Source organism: Flavobacterium sp. 11 (genome assembly GCF_002754315.1).
GTDB lineage: Bacteria > Bacteroidota > Bacteroidia > Flavobacteriales > Flavobacteriaceae > Flavobacterium > Flavobacterium algoritolerans.
Genome location: NZ_PEFE01000001.1, coordinates 187,619 through 204,435, shown reverse-complemented (window position 1 = coordinate 204,435; position 16,817 = coordinate 187,619). Strand labels below are relative to the sequence as shown.

Annotated in this window: 10 protein-coding genes; 8 read left to right on the top strand and 2 right to left on the bottom strand. The window is 35.2% G+C overall.

The genetic code is table 11. The annotated features are described in order from the left end of the window. Nucleotides 1-137 precede the first annotated feature (137 nt). Nucleotides 138-2,003 (top strand): nucleoside-diphosphate sugar epimerase/dehydratase, encoded by a 1,866-nt coding sequence (locus CLV00_RS00860; RefSeq protein WP_099713405.1) that lies wholly within the window; start codon nucleotides 138-140, stop codon nucleotides 2,001-2,003. Between the two features lie 76 nt (nucleotides 2,004-2,079). Here CLV00_RS00860 and CLV00_RS00855 read toward each other — a convergent pair whose 3' ends face one another. Together CLV00_RS00855 and CLV00_RS00850 are read right to left on the bottom strand one after the other, a co-directional pair. Then, the gene (locus CLV00_RS00855) at nucleotides 2,080-2,820 is read right to left on the bottom strand and encodes a tyrosine-protein phosphatase (protein ID WP_099713404.1); all 741 of its coding nucleotides are present in this window, start codon (nucleotides 2,818-2,820) and stop codon (nucleotides 2,080-2,082) included. A gap of 132 nt (nucleotides 2,821-2,952) precedes the next feature. Next, a complete protein-coding gene (locus CLV00_RS00850) occupies nucleotides 2,953-3,603 on the bottom strand; it encodes a sugar-binding protein (protein WP_233206836.1) in 651 nt (216 codons plus the stop codon). 695 nt (nucleotides 3,604-4,298) lie between these two features. On the opposite strand from CLV00_RS00850, the gene CLV00_RS00845 reads away from it, so the two are divergent. The 7 genes from CLV00_RS00845 to CLV00_RS00815 all read left to right on the top strand — a co-directional run bounded on the left by CLV00_RS00845 (nucleotide 4,299) and on the right by CLV00_RS00815 (nucleotide 16,578). After that, nucleotides 4,299-7,361, top strand: coding sequence for a TonB-dependent receptor (locus tag CLV00_RS00845; RefSeq protein WP_099713403.1), 3,063 nt, complete (start codon nucleotides 4,299-4,301; stop codon nucleotides 7,359-7,361). 11 nt (nucleotides 7,362-7,372) lie between these two features. Further along, nucleotides 7,373-9,070, top strand: coding sequence for a RagB/SusD family nutrient uptake outer membrane protein (locus CLV00_RS00840; RefSeq protein ID WP_099713402.1), 1,698 nt, complete (start codon nucleotides 7,373-7,375; stop codon nucleotides 9,068-9,070). Between the two features lie 102 nt (nucleotides 9,071-9,172). Further along, on the top strand, nucleotides 9,173-10,513 hold the full coding sequence (locus CLV00_RS00835; protein ID WP_233206835.1) for a DUF3472 domain-containing protein: 1,341 nt from the start codon (nucleotides 9,173-9,175) through the stop codon (nucleotides 10,511-10,513). Between the two features lie 100 nt (nucleotides 10,514-10,613). After that, the gene (locus tag CLV00_RS00830) at nucleotides 10,614-11,993 is read left to right on the top strand and encodes a Gfo/Idh/MocA family protein (protein WP_099713401.1); all 1,380 of its coding nucleotides are present in this window, start codon (nucleotides 10,614-10,616) and stop codon (nucleotides 11,991-11,993) included. Nucleotides 11,994-12,236: 243 nt separating this feature from the next. Further along, nucleotides 12,237-13,715 (top strand): arylsulfatase, encoded by a 1,479-nt coding sequence (locus CLV00_RS00825; RefSeq protein WP_099713400.1) that lies wholly within the window; start codon nucleotides 12,237-12,239, stop codon nucleotides 13,713-13,715. Between the two features lie 109 nt (nucleotides 13,716-13,824). Further along, a complete protein-coding gene (locus CLV00_RS00820; protein WP_099713399.1) occupies nucleotides 13,825-14,940 on the top strand; it encodes a formylglycine-generating enzyme family protein in 1,116 nt (371 codons plus the stop codon). Between the two features lie 69 nt (nucleotides 14,941-15,009). Beyond that, nucleotides 15,010-16,578 carry a sulfatase gene (locus CLV00_RS00815; protein WP_233206834.1) on the top strand — a complete coding sequence of 523 codons (1,569 nt, stop codon included), beginning with the start codon at nucleotides 15,010-15,012 and terminating at the stop codon, nucleotides 16,576-16,578. The last annotated feature ends 239 nt before the right edge of the window (nucleotides 16,579-16,817 follow it).

Genomic DNA, 16,817 nt, shown 5'->3' with positions numbered 1-16,817 from the left:
GGGCATTGAAAGGAAATAATCTTTAAAAAAAATACTTTGGGTACTACTAAAAATACGGATTCACCATCAGCCAACCCTAATTTTTTTTCAAGGGAGAACTTGAAATTCAGCATTCATAATTTGAGCTATCTTCCCAGATGGATCATTATTATGATGGATTTTTCGGTTTTGGTACTATCATTTTTTTTACCATTCTTATCTTTAAGGGAACGGGATTGGATTACATCATTACGCCAAATAGCTTTGCATTTATAGCCGCTTTATTTAGTGTAAATGTTTTCTTTTTCTGGCTGTTTAGAACTTATTCCGGTATTATCAGACACTCTTCCTATATAGATGCCGTTAAGCTTTTGTTTTCCCAAATGGCAGTTTTGGTGCTGTTTCTTTTTTTTAATTTTGGGTACGAGTTGTTGCATGGAGAGAAGGCATTTTTGAACACTGCTTTTTTTATCAACATTGTACTTTCTTTTTGCGGATTGTTTTTATATCGGGTAATAATCAAACAAACTTTTGAAATCTATTTTTCTGAACAAGGAACTAACAAATTAATCAGAACCATCATTTATGGCACGGATGCCAATGCCATATCGGTAGCTAATGCTTTAAAATTTGAAACTCCATCCCGATTTAAGATTGTTGGGTTTGTGGATAAAAATAATCAAAATGCAACAAAGCGTATGCTGGATTTGCCAATTTTGATTAAAAAGAAAAAATTACCACCATTAATGCGTTCCGTAAACGCTCAAGCTGTTATCATTGCTGATAAAAGTTTATCGAAAGAGGAGCGATTAGTAATTGTAGATCAATGTTTAGAATTCAATTATACGGTATATACTGTACCATTAATTTCCGATTGGGAGAATCAAAAAGAGATTAGCCAAAAAGTAAAAAATATTCAAATTGAAGATTTACTGGAAAGAAAACCTATCGTATTAGATAACAAATCGATTTCTAAACAATTAAAAGATAAAACCGTTTTAATCACTGGTGCGGCAGGATCCATAGGTAGTGAAATTGTTCGCCAGGTATTAGGTTTTAGCCCTAAGGTTGTTATTATTTTAGATCAGGCCGAAACGCCGCTGCATCACATGTGTCTTGAAATGAGTGGTTTAGATTCTAGTTCTAAGATGCATGCGGTAATTGCTGATGTAAGGAATAAAGAAGCCATGAATAGTGTTTTTAAAAAATATGAGCCTCAAGTAGTTTTTCACGCAGCGGCTTATAAGCATGTTCCCTTGATGGAAGAAAATCCTTCTCAAGCTATTCTTACCAACATAGAGGGTACTAAAATTATTGCCGATTTGTCGTGCTTCTATAAAGTCAAAAAATTTGTAATGGTTTCTACTGATAAAGCAGTAAATCCAAGTAATGTAATGGGAGCCAGTAAAAGAATTGCTGAAAAGTATGTGCAATCCTTACAATTGAAAAACAAGAATAACGGTGAAAAGAATGCAACTAAATTTATTACCACTCGTTTTGGAAATGTTTTAGGATCTAATGGATCTGTTGTTCCTTTGTTTACCAAGCAAATTGCAAATGGTGGACCTATTACGATTACACATCCTGATATCATAAGGTACTTTATGACGATACCTGAGGCTTGTCAATTAGTTTTAGAGGCCGGAGCAATGGGTAATGGAGGAGAGATTTATATTTTTGATATGGGTAAACCAGTTAAAATTATTGATTTGGCAAGAAAGATGATTAAGCTAGCCGGTTTTATTCCGGACAAGGATATCAAAATACAAATTGTCGGATTGAGACCAGGAGAGAAATTATATGAAGAATTATTGAATGATACCTCAAAAACACTTCCAACGTATCATGAAAAAATTATGATTTCTGAAGAAATTTTAGACGAGTTTGATGTTTTGAGTACAGATATTGAAGAGCTTATAAGTATTGCAAATCATTTTGATAACGACCAAATTGTGCTAAAAATGAAACAAATTGTACCTGAGTTTAAAAGTATGAATTCGACTTTTGAGTTGTTGGATAAGTAGCAAAAGTATTTAATAGATTAAAAAGGGCCCAAAGTAATATTACTTTGGGCCCTTTTTTTTATTTATAAAACTATGATTATCCCAATTTGAAAAATTGATTATTGGCTATTGCTTCTTTAAGTGGTGCTAAATCTTTTAGATTTACTTTTTGTTTGAAAGCGGTAATATGATTGTCATGGTGTACATCAGAACCTACATAGGTGTACATTCCTTTTTGTAATAATTGTTCTGTAATTTTAGTGATTCCAGCGCCATAATATCCAACTACCGATAATAAATTCAGCTGGAATAAACAGCCGGCTCTTTTTAGCTTAAGGTATTCGTTGAAATTATTATGATAAAATAAGTACCGTTCCGGATGCGCCAATACAGGAATATAACCTGCCACCTGTAAATCAAATAGGATAGAATATAACTGAATTGGCGGGTTGATGTATGACATTTCTACCAGAACGTAGTTGTCTTTTAAAGTCAATAAATCATGTGATTCAAAAAGTTTTACAAACTGATCATCCATAAGATATTCGGCAGCCGCTTTAAATGGAACTGTAATGCTGTTCTTTTCCAGTTCTATAACTGTTGTGGCTTTCTTTTCCAGAATTTGCTCATGAGTGTTATCCCAAACATGTTGAATAATATGAGGGGTCGTAATAAACTCTGAAATACCTATTTCCTGAAGCGCCTGAGTTAGCCTTAGGGTATCTCCAAAAGTTCTTGCGCCATCATCAATACCCGGTAATAAATGAGAGTGGATATCAATATGGTAATCTGGAATTAAATCTCTAAGTATGGGTTTTGATTTGAAGAATGTTAACATACTGCAAAGTTAATAAAAAGTGTTCGGTTTTGAGTAATCGTTGTTCAGTTTTGAGTGTTTAGAAAATAATTCTTTTACTTATTGATGCTGTAAATGTTGATGATTCAGAGTTTTCGATAGAGTAGTATTTTTCTATTCTTTTAAGATAAACAAACCGAAGGAAGATGCAACATGGAAATTTGGACTTTCTGTATTTGGGTTTATCCAAGTAATCCAGTTAGGTTCAAAACATTCATTTTGGGTCTTTATATACTTAGCTCGAAAAACACCGGTTTCTATCCTGTTGTTTTTTACCAGATTAAAACTTTTTAAAGATTCAATGCTAATTGATCCCTCAACGATAAAAGAGCCAGTATTTACAGATGATTTTACTACTAAATCATTTTTGGGCCAGTTCCAATCGAAATCAAAATTCTTATTAGGATACGCTATAAAATCCATTATTCGACCAGTAGTGTCTATCTCTAAACAATAATAGGGGTTCAGTGCATCATCGGTTCTGAAAAAGAGCTCAACTCTATCGGAGTTTCCAATACTCTCAAAACTGTCATCTTTTTTTTCTATGTGGATTTCGGTATCTAAAACAGTAAAATTAAAAAATAAATTTTCTCCATCCCAAAGTGCTTTAAATGTTATTTCCGTTCCTTTTTTGTTATTCCATGGGGAACAAAAATCAGTCAAAATCTGGGCATTATCCCATGCTGTATCATCTCCATTTCCGGAGATAGTCAGTTGTTTGTTTTTGATTAATTGTACTTCATATTCTTTCATTTCTGGAATCATTTTATGCGGCATTTAGTGTTTCTATAAAACGGTTTTTGAACAAATTTTTTCGAAATATAGTTAAAAGAAATTTCAATGAATCTCTTTGTCAATTTTTTTCTTTTCTCCTAACCTAATTAGAAGACTTAGATGCATCTGTTTTGTGTTGAATTCAATACCAAATAACGGGAAATTTAGATTAAAAGTAAATTCAATTATATAGAACTACTGTTGAATTTTTAATTTTTAGATTTAAAAATTCCGAATTTCTTATAATTTAATTAGTATGTCCTGTTTTACTTAAAAAAAAGAGATGGAATTGAGCTGCACTCGATTATTAAAAAATTAGAATTTTATTATTAAAAAAACGTTTCACGCAATATTTATGTGCTCGAGAACACAAATAACATGTGTTCGAGCACATTTTTTGTGTTTTTCCTTGTTTAATAAAAATTTAATCTATAGTTTCGTCACATGTTAAAAAATAACATCTCTTTTATTAGGTCAAAATTTGATGTTTTTGAAGATTATATAAGAACATAAATTTAGAAATGTGCATTAAAAAAAGATGGCAGATTTAGGTAAAAACTAACTCCGTTAAAAAATTATAAATCAAATTTTTTAGAGTTCATTTTTCTTAATTTAAAAATAGACATACGACACTTAAAACAGAATAAACCAACAAACAATTATTAACTAAAAACCATTTCAAGAGTATGAAATTATTAACCCAAAAAAAACCTAGGGATTTAGTGATTAACAATCTGTCCCACAAAGAAATCAAACTAACACTTCTTTCTTTATTAGCTTTAACTTTTCAAGTTTCCACAGCTTCGACAATAAAAACGGTTGCGTCATACGATATTAATTTATCATTAGTTCAGAAAGTTGTAAAAGGAAAAGTAACCGATGAAAGTGGTGCGCCTCTTCCTGGAGCGAATGTACTTATCAAAGGAACTACGATAGGAGTACAGACAGATGCTGACGGTAATTTTTCTATTGAAGTATTGGAAAATAGTAACACTTTGGTCGTTTCGTTTATTGGAATGGAAGAGCAAGAAGTTGCCATTGGTGTAGGCCCATTAAAAATTGTTTTAAAAGAAACAGGTCAAAAATTAAATGAAGTAGTTATTGTAGGTTACAGTACGGTCAAAAAAGAGAGTCTTACCGGTTCATTACAAACAATTAATAACAAGAAGCTTACAGATGCGACAACACCTTCTGTTGAAAATTTATTAGCAGGAAAAGCTACAGGAGTTTATGTAAACTCTGGATCTGGACAACCAGGTGAAGCCGGAAAAATAATTATTAGAGGAAAAACAACAGTAAACGGAAGCACTGATCCTTTATGGGTAGTTGATGGAGTTATCGTAGGAAGTAGTGCCGGTAGTATTAATCCTTCGGATATTGAAACTATGACGATACTTAAAGACGCAGCTTCAACTGCGGTATATGGTTCGCAAGGTGCAAACGGAGTTATTGTTGTTACCACAAAAAGTGGAAAATCAGGTAAAGCAACCATTAATTTCTCCACTAAAATGGCTGCGACAACTTTAAATACCGGTAATTTCAACTTGATGAATGGAGCAGAATTATATGACTTGTATGATTCTTTTTCGAATAAACAGGATTTTTCAAATGCATGGTGGTGGACTCCCGAATTAAGAAATAAAAATTTTGATTGGTGGGACAATGCTACCAGAACAGGCTTAGCTACGGATCATAATCTTTCTATAAGTGGTGGTAATGAAAGTCTAAAAAGCTATATTTCTCTTGGTGTTTATGATGAAACAGCCGCTATAAGAGGATATGATTACACGCGTTATAATGCCCTTTTGAAATTTAGTTACAAAGTAAATAATTGGTTGACAGTCCGTCCACAAATTAATGCTACACGCAGAGATGTATTAGACAGACAACATTCTGTAGGCGCTATGTATGGCAATATGCCTTGGGATAACCCTTATTTAGCAGACGGTACTTTGGTGGGGAATCAACCAAATCCTACTTGGGTAAATACAACTGGATCGAACTATTTGTATGATTTACAATGGGACTACAGCGAATCTGAAGCATACGATGTTAGAAGTAATTTTGATTTTGATATAAAACTTACGGATTGGTTAACATTTGCATCAGTAAACAACTATATTTTTTCAAATTCAAATTCTATGGCTTATTCAGATCCACGATCTTCCAGCGGATTAGCAGTAAAAGGTAGAATTGAGGATTACATGAGTTCTTATAATAGAGTGTATACTAATCAATTATTTAAATTCAATAAATCATACGGAAAGCACGACTTTAATGCCATTGCCGGATATGAATGGAATGAGTTTAACTCAAAAAGTACGGTAGGAATTGCTACTGGATTTGCTCCGGGATTTATAGTTGGTGATGTAGCTTCGATTCCTGAAAAAGTAAAAGGAAGCAGAGCACAATGGGCTGTACAATCTTTACTATCGAATGTAAATTATACCTATGATAATAAATACTTAGCGCAAGTTTCGCTTAGACGTGACGGAGCTTCAAATTTTGGGGTTAATTCACAATATGGAAATTTTTTCTCAGTAAGTGGTGGATGGAATATTCATAAAGAAGACTTTTTTAAAGCGGATTATATTACAAACTTAAAACTTAGAGCCAGTTACGGATCAGTAGGAAATAGACCAAACAGTCTTTATCCACATTATGCCTTGTATTCTTTAACGACAGGTTACAACGAAAATCCAGGAGCCCTAATTTCTCAAATTGCAAATCCTGATTTAAGTTGGGAAAAAACATATACAGCCGGAGTTGGTTTAGACATTAGTTTTTTAAAACGATTCAACCTTACTTTAGATTATTATGATAAAGACACTTCTGGTTTATTGTATCAAGTTCCTTTGCCAGGAGTTATTGGAGTTACCAGCATTTGGAAAAACGTTGGGGCAGTAAGCAACAAAGGTTTTGAAGCTGCACTTAATGTTGAAATCGTTAAAAACGAAGATTGGAGATGGGCTGTTGATGCTAATATTGGCGTGAATAAAAACAAAGTAACCAGTCTTTATGGTGAAAGAAAGCAAATCATCGTGGGCGATGGTTCTGGAATTGCCGGTTCAGCTTCTAAATTATTGACTCCAGGAAAAGATGTTGATACGTGGTACCTGACCGAATGGGCTGGTGTAGATCCAGAGACCGGAAGACCTCAATGGTTTGAAACCAATGCAAACGGGGAACGCGTAAAAACATTTAGTTATAGTAATGCTTCAAAAACACCGATTGCTATGGGAGCCTATACTCCTTCGTTTTTTGGTGGATTTTCAACAAATTTAGATTATAAGAGTTTTGATTTATCAGCCATATTTACCTATTCTGTAGGAGGTGAAATTTATAATTATGCCAGAGCAGAATTTGATTCAGATGGAGCATATACTGATCGTAACCAAATGAATCTTCACAGCGGATGGAGCCGATGGGAAAAACCGGGAGATATTGCGACTCATCCTCAAGCGAGTTATAACAATCAAAGTAACTCAAATAAAGCTTCGTCTCGTTTCTTAGAAACTGGAACCTATCTAAAAATGAGAAGTCTTTCTTTAGGATATAACTTAAATGTGGAGCGTTTGAATATCTCTAATCTTAGATTATTTGTATCTGCAGAAAACTTATTTACAATTTCTCACTTCTCTGGAGTTGATCCTGAGATACCACCTAGTAATGGTCAAATAACAGGAGTTGCAACATCAGTATATCCTCAGACACGCAAATTTGTATTAGGTCTTAATCTTACTCTTTAAAAAAATAAATCATGAAAAAGATATTTATATTATTCATTACAATTAGTTTCTTATACTCTTGTGAGCTAGAGAGAGAGCCATTTAATTCGTACACCGAGGATAAAATTCTTGCTGATAAAGAAGCGGCAGTCGAAGTACTTTTAAATGGTTGTTATGCACAACTTAAAGGATGGTCTGACGTTATGCACAGAGTAGGAGAATATCCTAGCGATAATATTATGATACGTGGAACATCTACAGATTCATTCTATTCCTTTATTTCGTATCAACACATACCGGATAACGGAAGATTATCCGTTTTTTGGAACAACAGTTATAAAATTATTTCACAATCAAGTGACTTAATCAAAATTATTTCAGAAGGTGAAAATGCACAAATTGACCAACAATTGGGTGAGGCTTATTATTTAAGAGGAATGATTTACTTTTATTTATCTCGTACCTACGGCAGACCTTATTCACAATCTCCAGAAACTAATTTGGGAGTACCCATTGTAAACGGAATGCCTGCTGACATCGATAATTTACGTCTACCAGACAGATCCACAATTAAAGACAGTTATCAACAAGCTATAAATGATTTGAAAAAAGCAGAAACGCTAATGACCGTAAAACGCAGTGCGACTTATGCAACCAAGGAAGCTGCACAAGCAATGCTATCAAGAATATATTTGTATATGAGTGGTACCTATCAAAATCCAAATCAAGAATATGCTTCTCTAGCTATAGAGTATGCAAATAAAGTAATTGCAAGCGGGAATTACAATTTGCTTAGCAGAGCTGATTTTATGAAATACAACACGTTTGCTCCTGATGCTGCCGGACAAACGGAAACTATTTTTGCGGTTAAACGTGTAGCTTCAGAGTTTTCAGGTTTTGATCATTATTATGGTATTGGCGGGATGTATGCTAATATACAAGGCCAAGGTTGGGGCGAAATGTATGCTAGTGCTAAATATTTAGATTTACTACGTAAGTCAGGTAAGAAAAATGATGCTCGTTGGGCATTTATTGAGCCTCAATATTCAGTTGATGCATCAAATAATAAAACAGAAGCATTCCGTTTTGTGCATGATTCTTATAATGCCAGCGGAGTACAAACGGGTTATAACTATCTGCAACAACCTCTGAAACGTAATGCTGATGGTACATTCTATATCAATATTGGAACAGATAAATACGATCTGACAGAAGTTGATGCTGCTGAGAATAGTTATTCTATTGTTTATAAAGGAAAAACGTATGTTGGTGAAAAAGATTTTATGATGTTATTGAACCGCGTATATCCAATGTACTATATCACTAAATGTTCTTTACAGGATAATGATTCACATCTTCATTCTCCAATCATTTCAAGATTATCTGAAATGTATTTGAATATGGCGGAAGCATATGCTAAAAAAGGAGATTACACAAATGCTCGCATCAATCTGAATATAGTAAGAGAAAGATCAATTCCTGGTGCTGGATACACTACATTAACTAGTGCCAATGCTATTCAACTTATTGATGAAGAGCGTCAATTAGAATTAGCCTTCGAAGCACATAGAGGCTACGATGTATATAGAAACGGACAAACTATGACGCGTCATTATCCAGGACCACACCGTGCAATGGAAGATATTCCTGCATCAAGTTTACGCGTGATACAATACATTCCTCAATCAGAAATAAATGCTTATCCCGGAACGCTAACCCAAAATCAATAATAAAAAGGTTAGAATAATGTTGTTAAAACGTCCATTTGGTTAAGAATAAAAGGTGTCAGAAAAGGTAAATTCCTGAATAGAAATAAGTATAAAAAATTAGAGATGAAAAAAAGATTCTTTACAAAACTATTAGCAATCGTATTATTGATTCCATTAACTTCTTGCAGCGGTGGTGAAAGAACTGGCGCTATTGGTGAGGACGATTCTAAAATGATAACTGAATTTTCTTTGCCTCTTGGTGGAAATGCTTTTAGTTCAACTCCCTTAGCGAAAGTTGAAACCATTACAAAAAATGGAATTGAGTATTGGACCAATTCTGAAGAATATTTTACTGCTTATTTTCGAATTTCTGAACCAGGAGTTTTCCAATTTTCCATAAATAAGGAGTCATTGGTTGTTCTTGGTAAATCAACTTTAGAATTCACCATTAACAATGAATCCAAGAGAGTTGAATTCAACGACACCAAAAAAGATTCTTACCAAATAGGACGTTGGGAAATTACTGAACCGGGTTATGTTGCTTTAAAAATAAAAGGAATCAGCAAGAATAAAAGTAATTTTCCTTCTATTTCAAGTGTAACAATTAACAGCTCGATTGCTAAAGACAAAATTGCATTTGTTGAAAATGACGAAGGTAGTTTTTACCATTGGGGAAGAAGAGGACCTTCCGTACACTTAAATTATCAAGTCCCAACAGATGCAACTATTGAATGGTATTACAACGAAGTTACGGTGCCAAAAGGCCAAGATATTATAGGCTCTTATTATATGGCAAATGGTTTCGCAGAAGGCTATTTTGGTATTCAAGTTAATTCGGATACAGAGCGCAGAGTATTATTCTCTGTTTGGAGCCCATTTGTAACGGATGATCCAGCAACTATTCCAGATTCTAAAAAAATTAAACTTCTTAAAAAAGGAGCAGGAGTTACAACAGGAGAATTTGGCAATGAGGGTTCCGGCGGACAAAGTTATTTGAAGTACAATTGGATTGCAGGAAATACGTATCAGTTTTTACTACGTGGAATTCCTCAAAACGATAATTCAACAACCTATACCGCTTACTTTTTTGCACCCGAATTAAACAAATGGCAATTAATAGCCAGCTTTAACCGTCCGGAAACCAATACTTATTTAAAACGATTTCATTCGTTTTTAGAAAATTTTTCTCCGGAACAAGGGAATAAATCTCGCGAAGTGTTATTCAATAATCAATGGTATTGTGACGCTAAAGGGAATTGGACAGAGATAAACTCCGCGAAATTCACAACTGACAATACGGGCACTATAGGATACCGTATGGATTATTCCGGTGGCCTGCTAAATAACGAATCATTCTATTTGAAAAACGGGGGCTTTTTTAATAATTTTACCAAAGCGCAAAGCGTTTTTACAAGACCTTTACATCAAAAAAAACCGGATATTGATTTTAACGCATTACCGTAAAGAGTACTCACAGTTTAAGCTAAAAATAATACTAAAGTATTGCAGAATGGGTAATCTACAGCTTGATTATCTTCCTTTTTTTAAATAAATAAATTAAATTATGAAAACTACAATTTTTAAATCACTACTAATTATTTGTTGCCTTTTAGGATGGGTAGGGTCATCTGCCCAAATGATAAAGACTCCTGCTCCAAAACGTGCTAAAGGACAAACGGATGTTTTGCGTCTTGCTACAGCTCCAATCCCTACTGTTCGTATTGCGTTCATCGGTTTAGGGATGCGTGGTCCTGGAGCAGTTGAGCGTATGACCCATATTCCGGGAGTGGAGATTGTTGCATTGTGCGATATGCTAGAAACCAACACGAAATCGGCAAACGAAATTCTTACCAAAGCGGGACTTCCAAAAGCTAAAGAATTTTTTGGGGATGAAAATGCTTGGAGAAAAGTAACGGCACTTCCTAATGTAGATCTTGTGTATGTAGCAACCGATTGGAAAAACCATGCAAAAATTGGCGTTCAAGCCATGAAAGATGGTAAAAATGTAGCCATTGAAGTTCCTGGTGCCATGACAATGGAAGAAATTTGGGACTTAATCAATACTTCCGAAAAAACGCGTAAGCACTGTATGCAATTGGAAAATTGTGTGTATGATTTCTTTGAATTGACGACATTAAATATGGCTCAACAAGGATTGTTTGGCGAAATTATGCATGCTGAAGGGGCTTATATCCACGGACTTCAGCCTTTCTGGGGCGAGTACTGGAATAACTGGCGTATGGATTACAATAGAAAACACCGTGGTGATATTTATGCAACCCATGGAATGGGACCAGCGTGTCAAGCATTGAATATTCACCGTGGTGACAAAATGAATTTTTTAGTTTCTATGGATACTAAAGCCGTTGGTAATCCTGCTTATATTAAAGAAAAATCAGGAATAGAAGTGACAGATTTTAGAAACGGAGATCATACGATGACAATGATTCGTACCGAAAAAGGAAAAACAATCCAAATTCAACATGATGTAACTTCCCCTCGTCCATACAGCCGTATGTATCAACTTAGCGGAACAAAAGGGTTTGCCAATAAATATCCTTTAGAGGGTTATGCCTTGGATTCTAAATCAGTAGGTTCAGATATTACACCCAATCATGAAAAATTGAATGCCCATAGTTTTGTCCCTGCTGATGTGAAAAAAGCTTTGATGGAAAAGTACAAACACCCGATTGTAGCGGGAATAGAAGAAAAAGCCAAAAAAGTTGGCGGTCATGGAGGTATGGATTTTATAATGGATTATCGTTTGATTTATTGTTTACAAAATGGACTTCCATTGGATATGGATGTGTATGACTTGGCTGAATGGTCCTGTCTTGCTCCTTTGACAGAAATTTCTTTGGATAACAATTCTGCACCAGTTGAGATTCCTGATTTCACTCGTGGAGGTTGGCAAAAATTGAAAGGTTTAGAGTTTTCTAAATAAGAAATGAATACTGAGTTTAGCTAAAAAAAAGAGGGTGATACACTATGTATTGCTCTCTTTTGTATGTTGAATAAATACTTTTTATCCCAGCTGCCATTTCAAATATTGCAATTAAATAATTTTAAATAGTTAGCAATGAAATTTTTTATAAGTAGAAAGTGAACATAATTACTTCAACTGACGAAAAATTATTGTTAAAAACTAATAACTATCAACAGCTTAAAGTAATCTAAAAAAACTAACATGGATAAAATTTGGAAAACACTCTTCGTCTGTTTGATTACAAGTTTGGTATTTGCCCAGCAAAAGCCAAATGTCATCTACATCTATGCCGATGATATGGGATATGGGGAATTAGGCTCTTATGGGCAACAAAAAATAAAGACACCGCATTTAGATAAAATTGCCAAGGAAGGGATGAAATTTACGCAGCATTATGCCAGTGCTCCAGTTTGCGCACCTTCCCGATGTATGTTGATGACGGGAAAGAATAGTGGACATTCTTATATTCGGGGCAATTATGAATTAGGAGGCTTTGAAGATCAGAACGAAGGAGGACAAATGCCATTACCGGAAGGTACTTTTACGATTGCAAAGTTGATGAAACAGGCTGGTTATACAACTGGAGCCATTGGTAAATGGGGATTGGGAATGCACAACACTACCGGCGATCCTAATAAACAGGGTTTTGATTATTTTTATGGCTACCTCTGTCAGAAACAGGCACATAATTTTTACCCTACCCATCTTTGGGAAAATGGGAAATGGGATACATTGAATAATCCATATATCCAAGTGCATAAACCTTTAGCAAAAGATGCTCCAGATATCGCTTTTGATTATTTCAAAGGGTCAGCCTATTCAGTAACAAAAATGGCTGAAAAAACAGTGGAGTTTATCAAAGAAAATAGGAAGAAACCGTTTTTTTTATACTTGCCATACACTGGCCCCCACGTATCGCTTCAGGCTCCGGATGAAGCGATAAGAGAGTATCTTGGACAATTTGACGAAAAACCGTACCGTGGCGAGAAAGGGTATTCTTCTGCACTTTACCCCAGAGCTACTTATGCGGCCATGATTACTTATATGGATAAGCAAGTGGGAGAAATCATGAAATTGTTGAAAGAACTCGGATTGGACAAAAATACTATCGTAATGTTCTCCAGTGATAACGGTGCTACATTTGATGCAGGAGGTGCTGATATTAATTTTTTTAATAGTGTTGCCGGATTAAGGGGAAGAAAACAAGATTTATACGAAGGAGGTATTCGTGTGCCTTTTATCGCTCGTTGGCCAGGTAAAATTCCTTCAGGCAAAGTAAATAATCATATTTCTGCACAATATGATTTGATGGCCACTTTATCTGAAATAACAGGGGTAAAGGCTTGGGATAATGATGGAATTTCGTTTTTACCAACTTTGCTTGGGAATGATAATAAGCAAAAGGAGCACGAGTACCTTTATTTTGAATTCCCTGAAAAAGGAGGACAGGTAGCTGTTCGTTTTGGAGATTGGAAAGGCGTGAAAAGCAATATGAAGAAGAATAAAAATGCCTCTTGGGAAATTTATAATCTTAAGACGGATGAAAAAGAAACGACTGACGTTGCCTCTGATAATCCGGAACTTGCAAAGAAGTTTGAGGCGATATTGAAGAAAGAGCATCAGCCATCACATATAAGAGATTGGGAATTTATAGCTCCTAAATTCTCTGAAAAGGAATAATAACGTGTCCATCATTTGATTTACAAAAATAATAGTTTTCATTTTTTACCTTTCTGAAAACAAAGAATTTTATCTGGAGATACTGTATTGGATACCATAAAATATTAAAATGAAATATAAAACGATCATTTTGGGATTACTAATAGTTTCACTAGCTGCTTGTACTAATAAACCAAGTATAGATTCTAGTGTGATTCATGATAGTGCGATGTCCTGCGAATCGGCATTGCCTTCCCGTTTTTCCATCACAAAAGATATTACCAGGGGCAACACATCAAAGGTGGTTTCTTACGATGGAATGGTACAAATACCTGGAGGTGAATTTTTAATGGGCGCTTCTGATAATGAAGGAAGAGCCGATGAATATCCGCAACACAAGGTAAAAATAAAAAGTTTTTGGATGGATGCCGCCGAAGTAACCAATGCACAATTCAAAAAATTTGTTGATGCTACGGGCTATGTTACCACTGCGGAGATAAAACCGGATTGGGAAGAGATTAAGAAACAATTGCCGCCGGGAACACCAAAACCGGATGAAGGATTATTGGTGGCTGCTTCATTGGTTTTTAAACCAACTGCCACTGCTGTCGATTTAAATGATGCCTCACAATGGTGGAGCTGGAGCAAAGGGGCCAGTTGGAAACATCCACAAGGACCGTCGAGTACTATCGCAGGAAAAGATGCTTATCCAGTAGTACATATTTCATGGTATGATGCCCAGGCGTATGCAAAATGGTGTGGAAAAAGATTGCCAACTGAAGCTGAATGGGAATATGCTTCACGTGGCGGTTTAGTTGATAAGAAGTATTTTTGGGGCGATGAAGATCCCGAAAAGGGGAAACCAAAAGCAAATATCTGGCAAGGAAAATTCCCCTATTTGAATACGTCCATAGATCGTTTTAAAGGAGCCGCTCCAGTGAAATCTTTTGTACCAAACAAATTTGGATTGTATGATATGGCAGGAAATGTTTGGGAATGGTGTAGTGATTGGTACACCCCAGAATACTACAAGGAATTGAGTAGTAGTGTTTCGGCTAATCCGCAAGGTCCTGCTAAAAGTTATGATCCTATGGAACCCACTGTTCCCAAAAAAGTGGTGCGAGGCGGTTCGTTTCTTTGCAACGCTTCCTATTGTAAAGGGTATCGGGTTACGTCACGGATGAAATCGTCTCCTGATACGGGATTAGAACACACCGGTTTTAGATGTGTTGCGGATGCTGAATAAGTAGTATCTATTTAAATCCAGAAAACATTTTTGTTGATGCATAAAAAATGTACTACCGTTGCTATAATCATGAAAAAATTAATAATGAATGTAATTAAAAACTCGGTTATTCTAGTCGCTTTATGTTGTGGCTTGACGTCAAATTTGTCGGCTCAAGATAAGGCTGACAACTCCAAAAAAAGACCCAATATTGTTATTATAGTTTCAGATGATCATGCTTATCAGGCCATTAGTGCCTATGGCAATAAGTTGATGCAAACTCCAAACATTGACCGTATTGCCAAAGAAGGAGTTTTGTTTACTAAAGGATATGTAACCAATTCTATCTGCGGCCCCAGTCGTGCGGTTATTTTGACGGGTAAATACAGTCACAAAAATGGCTTCAAGGATAATGAGAATTCCAGTTTTGACGGCAGTCAGGACTCTTTTATAAAACAGTTGAAGGCTTCCTGTTATCAGACTGCCTGGATTGGCAAATGGCATTTGGAAACACAACCCCAAGGTTTTGATTTCTGGCAAATATTACCCGGACAGGGACAATATTACAATCCGGATTTTTATATGATGGATGGTACTAAGAAACAAAGTGACGGTTATGTGTCTGATGTTATTGAGGGTGTTTCAGAAAATTGGCTGAACAATCGCGATCAGGATAAGCCTTTTTGTTTGGTAATTGGGCATAAGGCTACACACCGAACATGGATTCCGGATGGACAAGATATGGGAAAATTTGATCACGTTACATTCCCTTTGCCTGCTAATTTTTATGATGAATATAAAAATCGAGAAGCAGCTAAAGTGCAAGATATGTCCATATCTAAAACCATGAGAATGGGATATGATTTGAAGGTTTTTGATGATGTAAATGAAGCCAACAAAGAGGGTAACATTGCACGAATGAATCAGGAACAGCGACAAAAATTCGATTCTTATTATGATCCTATTGCAGTAGATCTGAAAAAGAGAAACTTGAGTGGCAAGGAACTGATCGAATGGAAATACCAACGGTATATGAGGGATTATCTTAGCACAGCGGTTTCTTTAGACAGAAATATAGGTCGTACACTGGATTATTTAGACAAAAATGATTTGACAAAAAATACCATTGTAATTTATCTTTCGGATCAGGGATTTTATTTGGGAGAGCATGGCTGGTTTGATAAGCGTTTCATTTATGAAGAATCTTTCAGGACACCTATGATGATGCGGTATCCCGGAGTGATCAAGCCCGGTACGGTATCGAATGATTTTGTAATGAATCTGGATATTGCTCCTACGATGCTGGATGCGGCGGGAGTTGTCATACCAAAAGATGAACAGGGACAATCAATGCTACCGTTACTTAAAGATAAAAAGGCCAAAGGACGTGAGGCAATGTATTATCATTATTATGAAAATGGGGAACATTCCGTTTCCCCGCATTTTGGCATACGTACCAAACGTTACAAATTAGTTCGTTTCTATAAAAGGGTAAGCTCTTGGGAGCTTTATGATTTACAGAAAGACCCAAATGAAATGAATAATATGTATGGACATAAGAGTTATAAAAAAATCACTGAGGCTATGAATATTCAACTTCATAAGTTAATTGATCAATATGATGACCAGGATGCGAAAAAAATTTTGATGAAGGAATAGATTTTTTTTCTACATAAAATGCAGGGCTTCTGTTTATTATTGCCTGTTTAAATACCTATTTCATATTTATTGACAATTTTATAGGAATATGGATTTCATGCAGGATATAACGACCATCAAATTTAAAAAAAAAACAACAAATTTCATGATGGTAATTTAATAGATTATTACATGTTTTTCTTTAAAAAAGGTAATACTATTAACGAAATTATACGATAAAAAACAGTTTATGTATTTTT

Bases quoted from the DNA above. Each gene is read 5' to 3' on its own strand.
- CLV00_RS00860 (WP_099713405.1), top strand. From the start codon at position 138: ATGGATCATTATTATGATGGATTTTTCGGTTTTGGTACTATCATTTTT.
- CLV00_RS00855 (WP_099713404.1), bottom strand. From the start codon at position 2,820: ATGTTAACATTCTTCAAATCAAAACCCATACTTAGAGATTTAATTCCA.
- CLV00_RS00850 (WP_233206836.1), bottom strand. From the start codon at position 3,603: ATGATTCCAGAAATGAAAGAATATGAAGTACAATTAATCAAAAACAAA.
- CLV00_RS00845 (WP_099713403.1), top strand. From the start codon at position 4,299: ATGAAATTATTAACCCAAAAAAAACCTAGGGATTTAGTGATTAACAAT.
- CLV00_RS00840 (WP_099713402.1), top strand. From the start codon at position 7,373: ATGAAAAAGATATTTATATTATTCATTACAATTAGTTTCTTATACTCT.
- CLV00_RS00835 (WP_233206835.1), top strand. From the start codon at position 9,173: ATGAAAAAAAGATTCTTTACAAAACTATTAGCAATCGTATTATTGATT.
- CLV00_RS00830 (WP_099713401.1), top strand. From the start codon at position 10,614: ATGAAAACTACAATTTTTAAATCACTACTAATTATTTGTTGCCTTTTA.
- CLV00_RS00825 (WP_099713400.1), top strand. From the start codon at position 12,237: ATGGATAAAATTTGGAAAACACTCTTCGTCTGTTTGATTACAAGTTTG.
- CLV00_RS00820 (WP_099713399.1), top strand. From the start codon at position 13,825: ATGAAATATAAAACGATCATTTTGGGATTACTAATAGTTTCACTAGCT.
- CLV00_RS00815 (WP_233206834.1), top strand. From the start codon at position 15,010: ATGAAAAAATTAATAATGAATGTAATTAAAAACTCGGTTATTCTAGTC.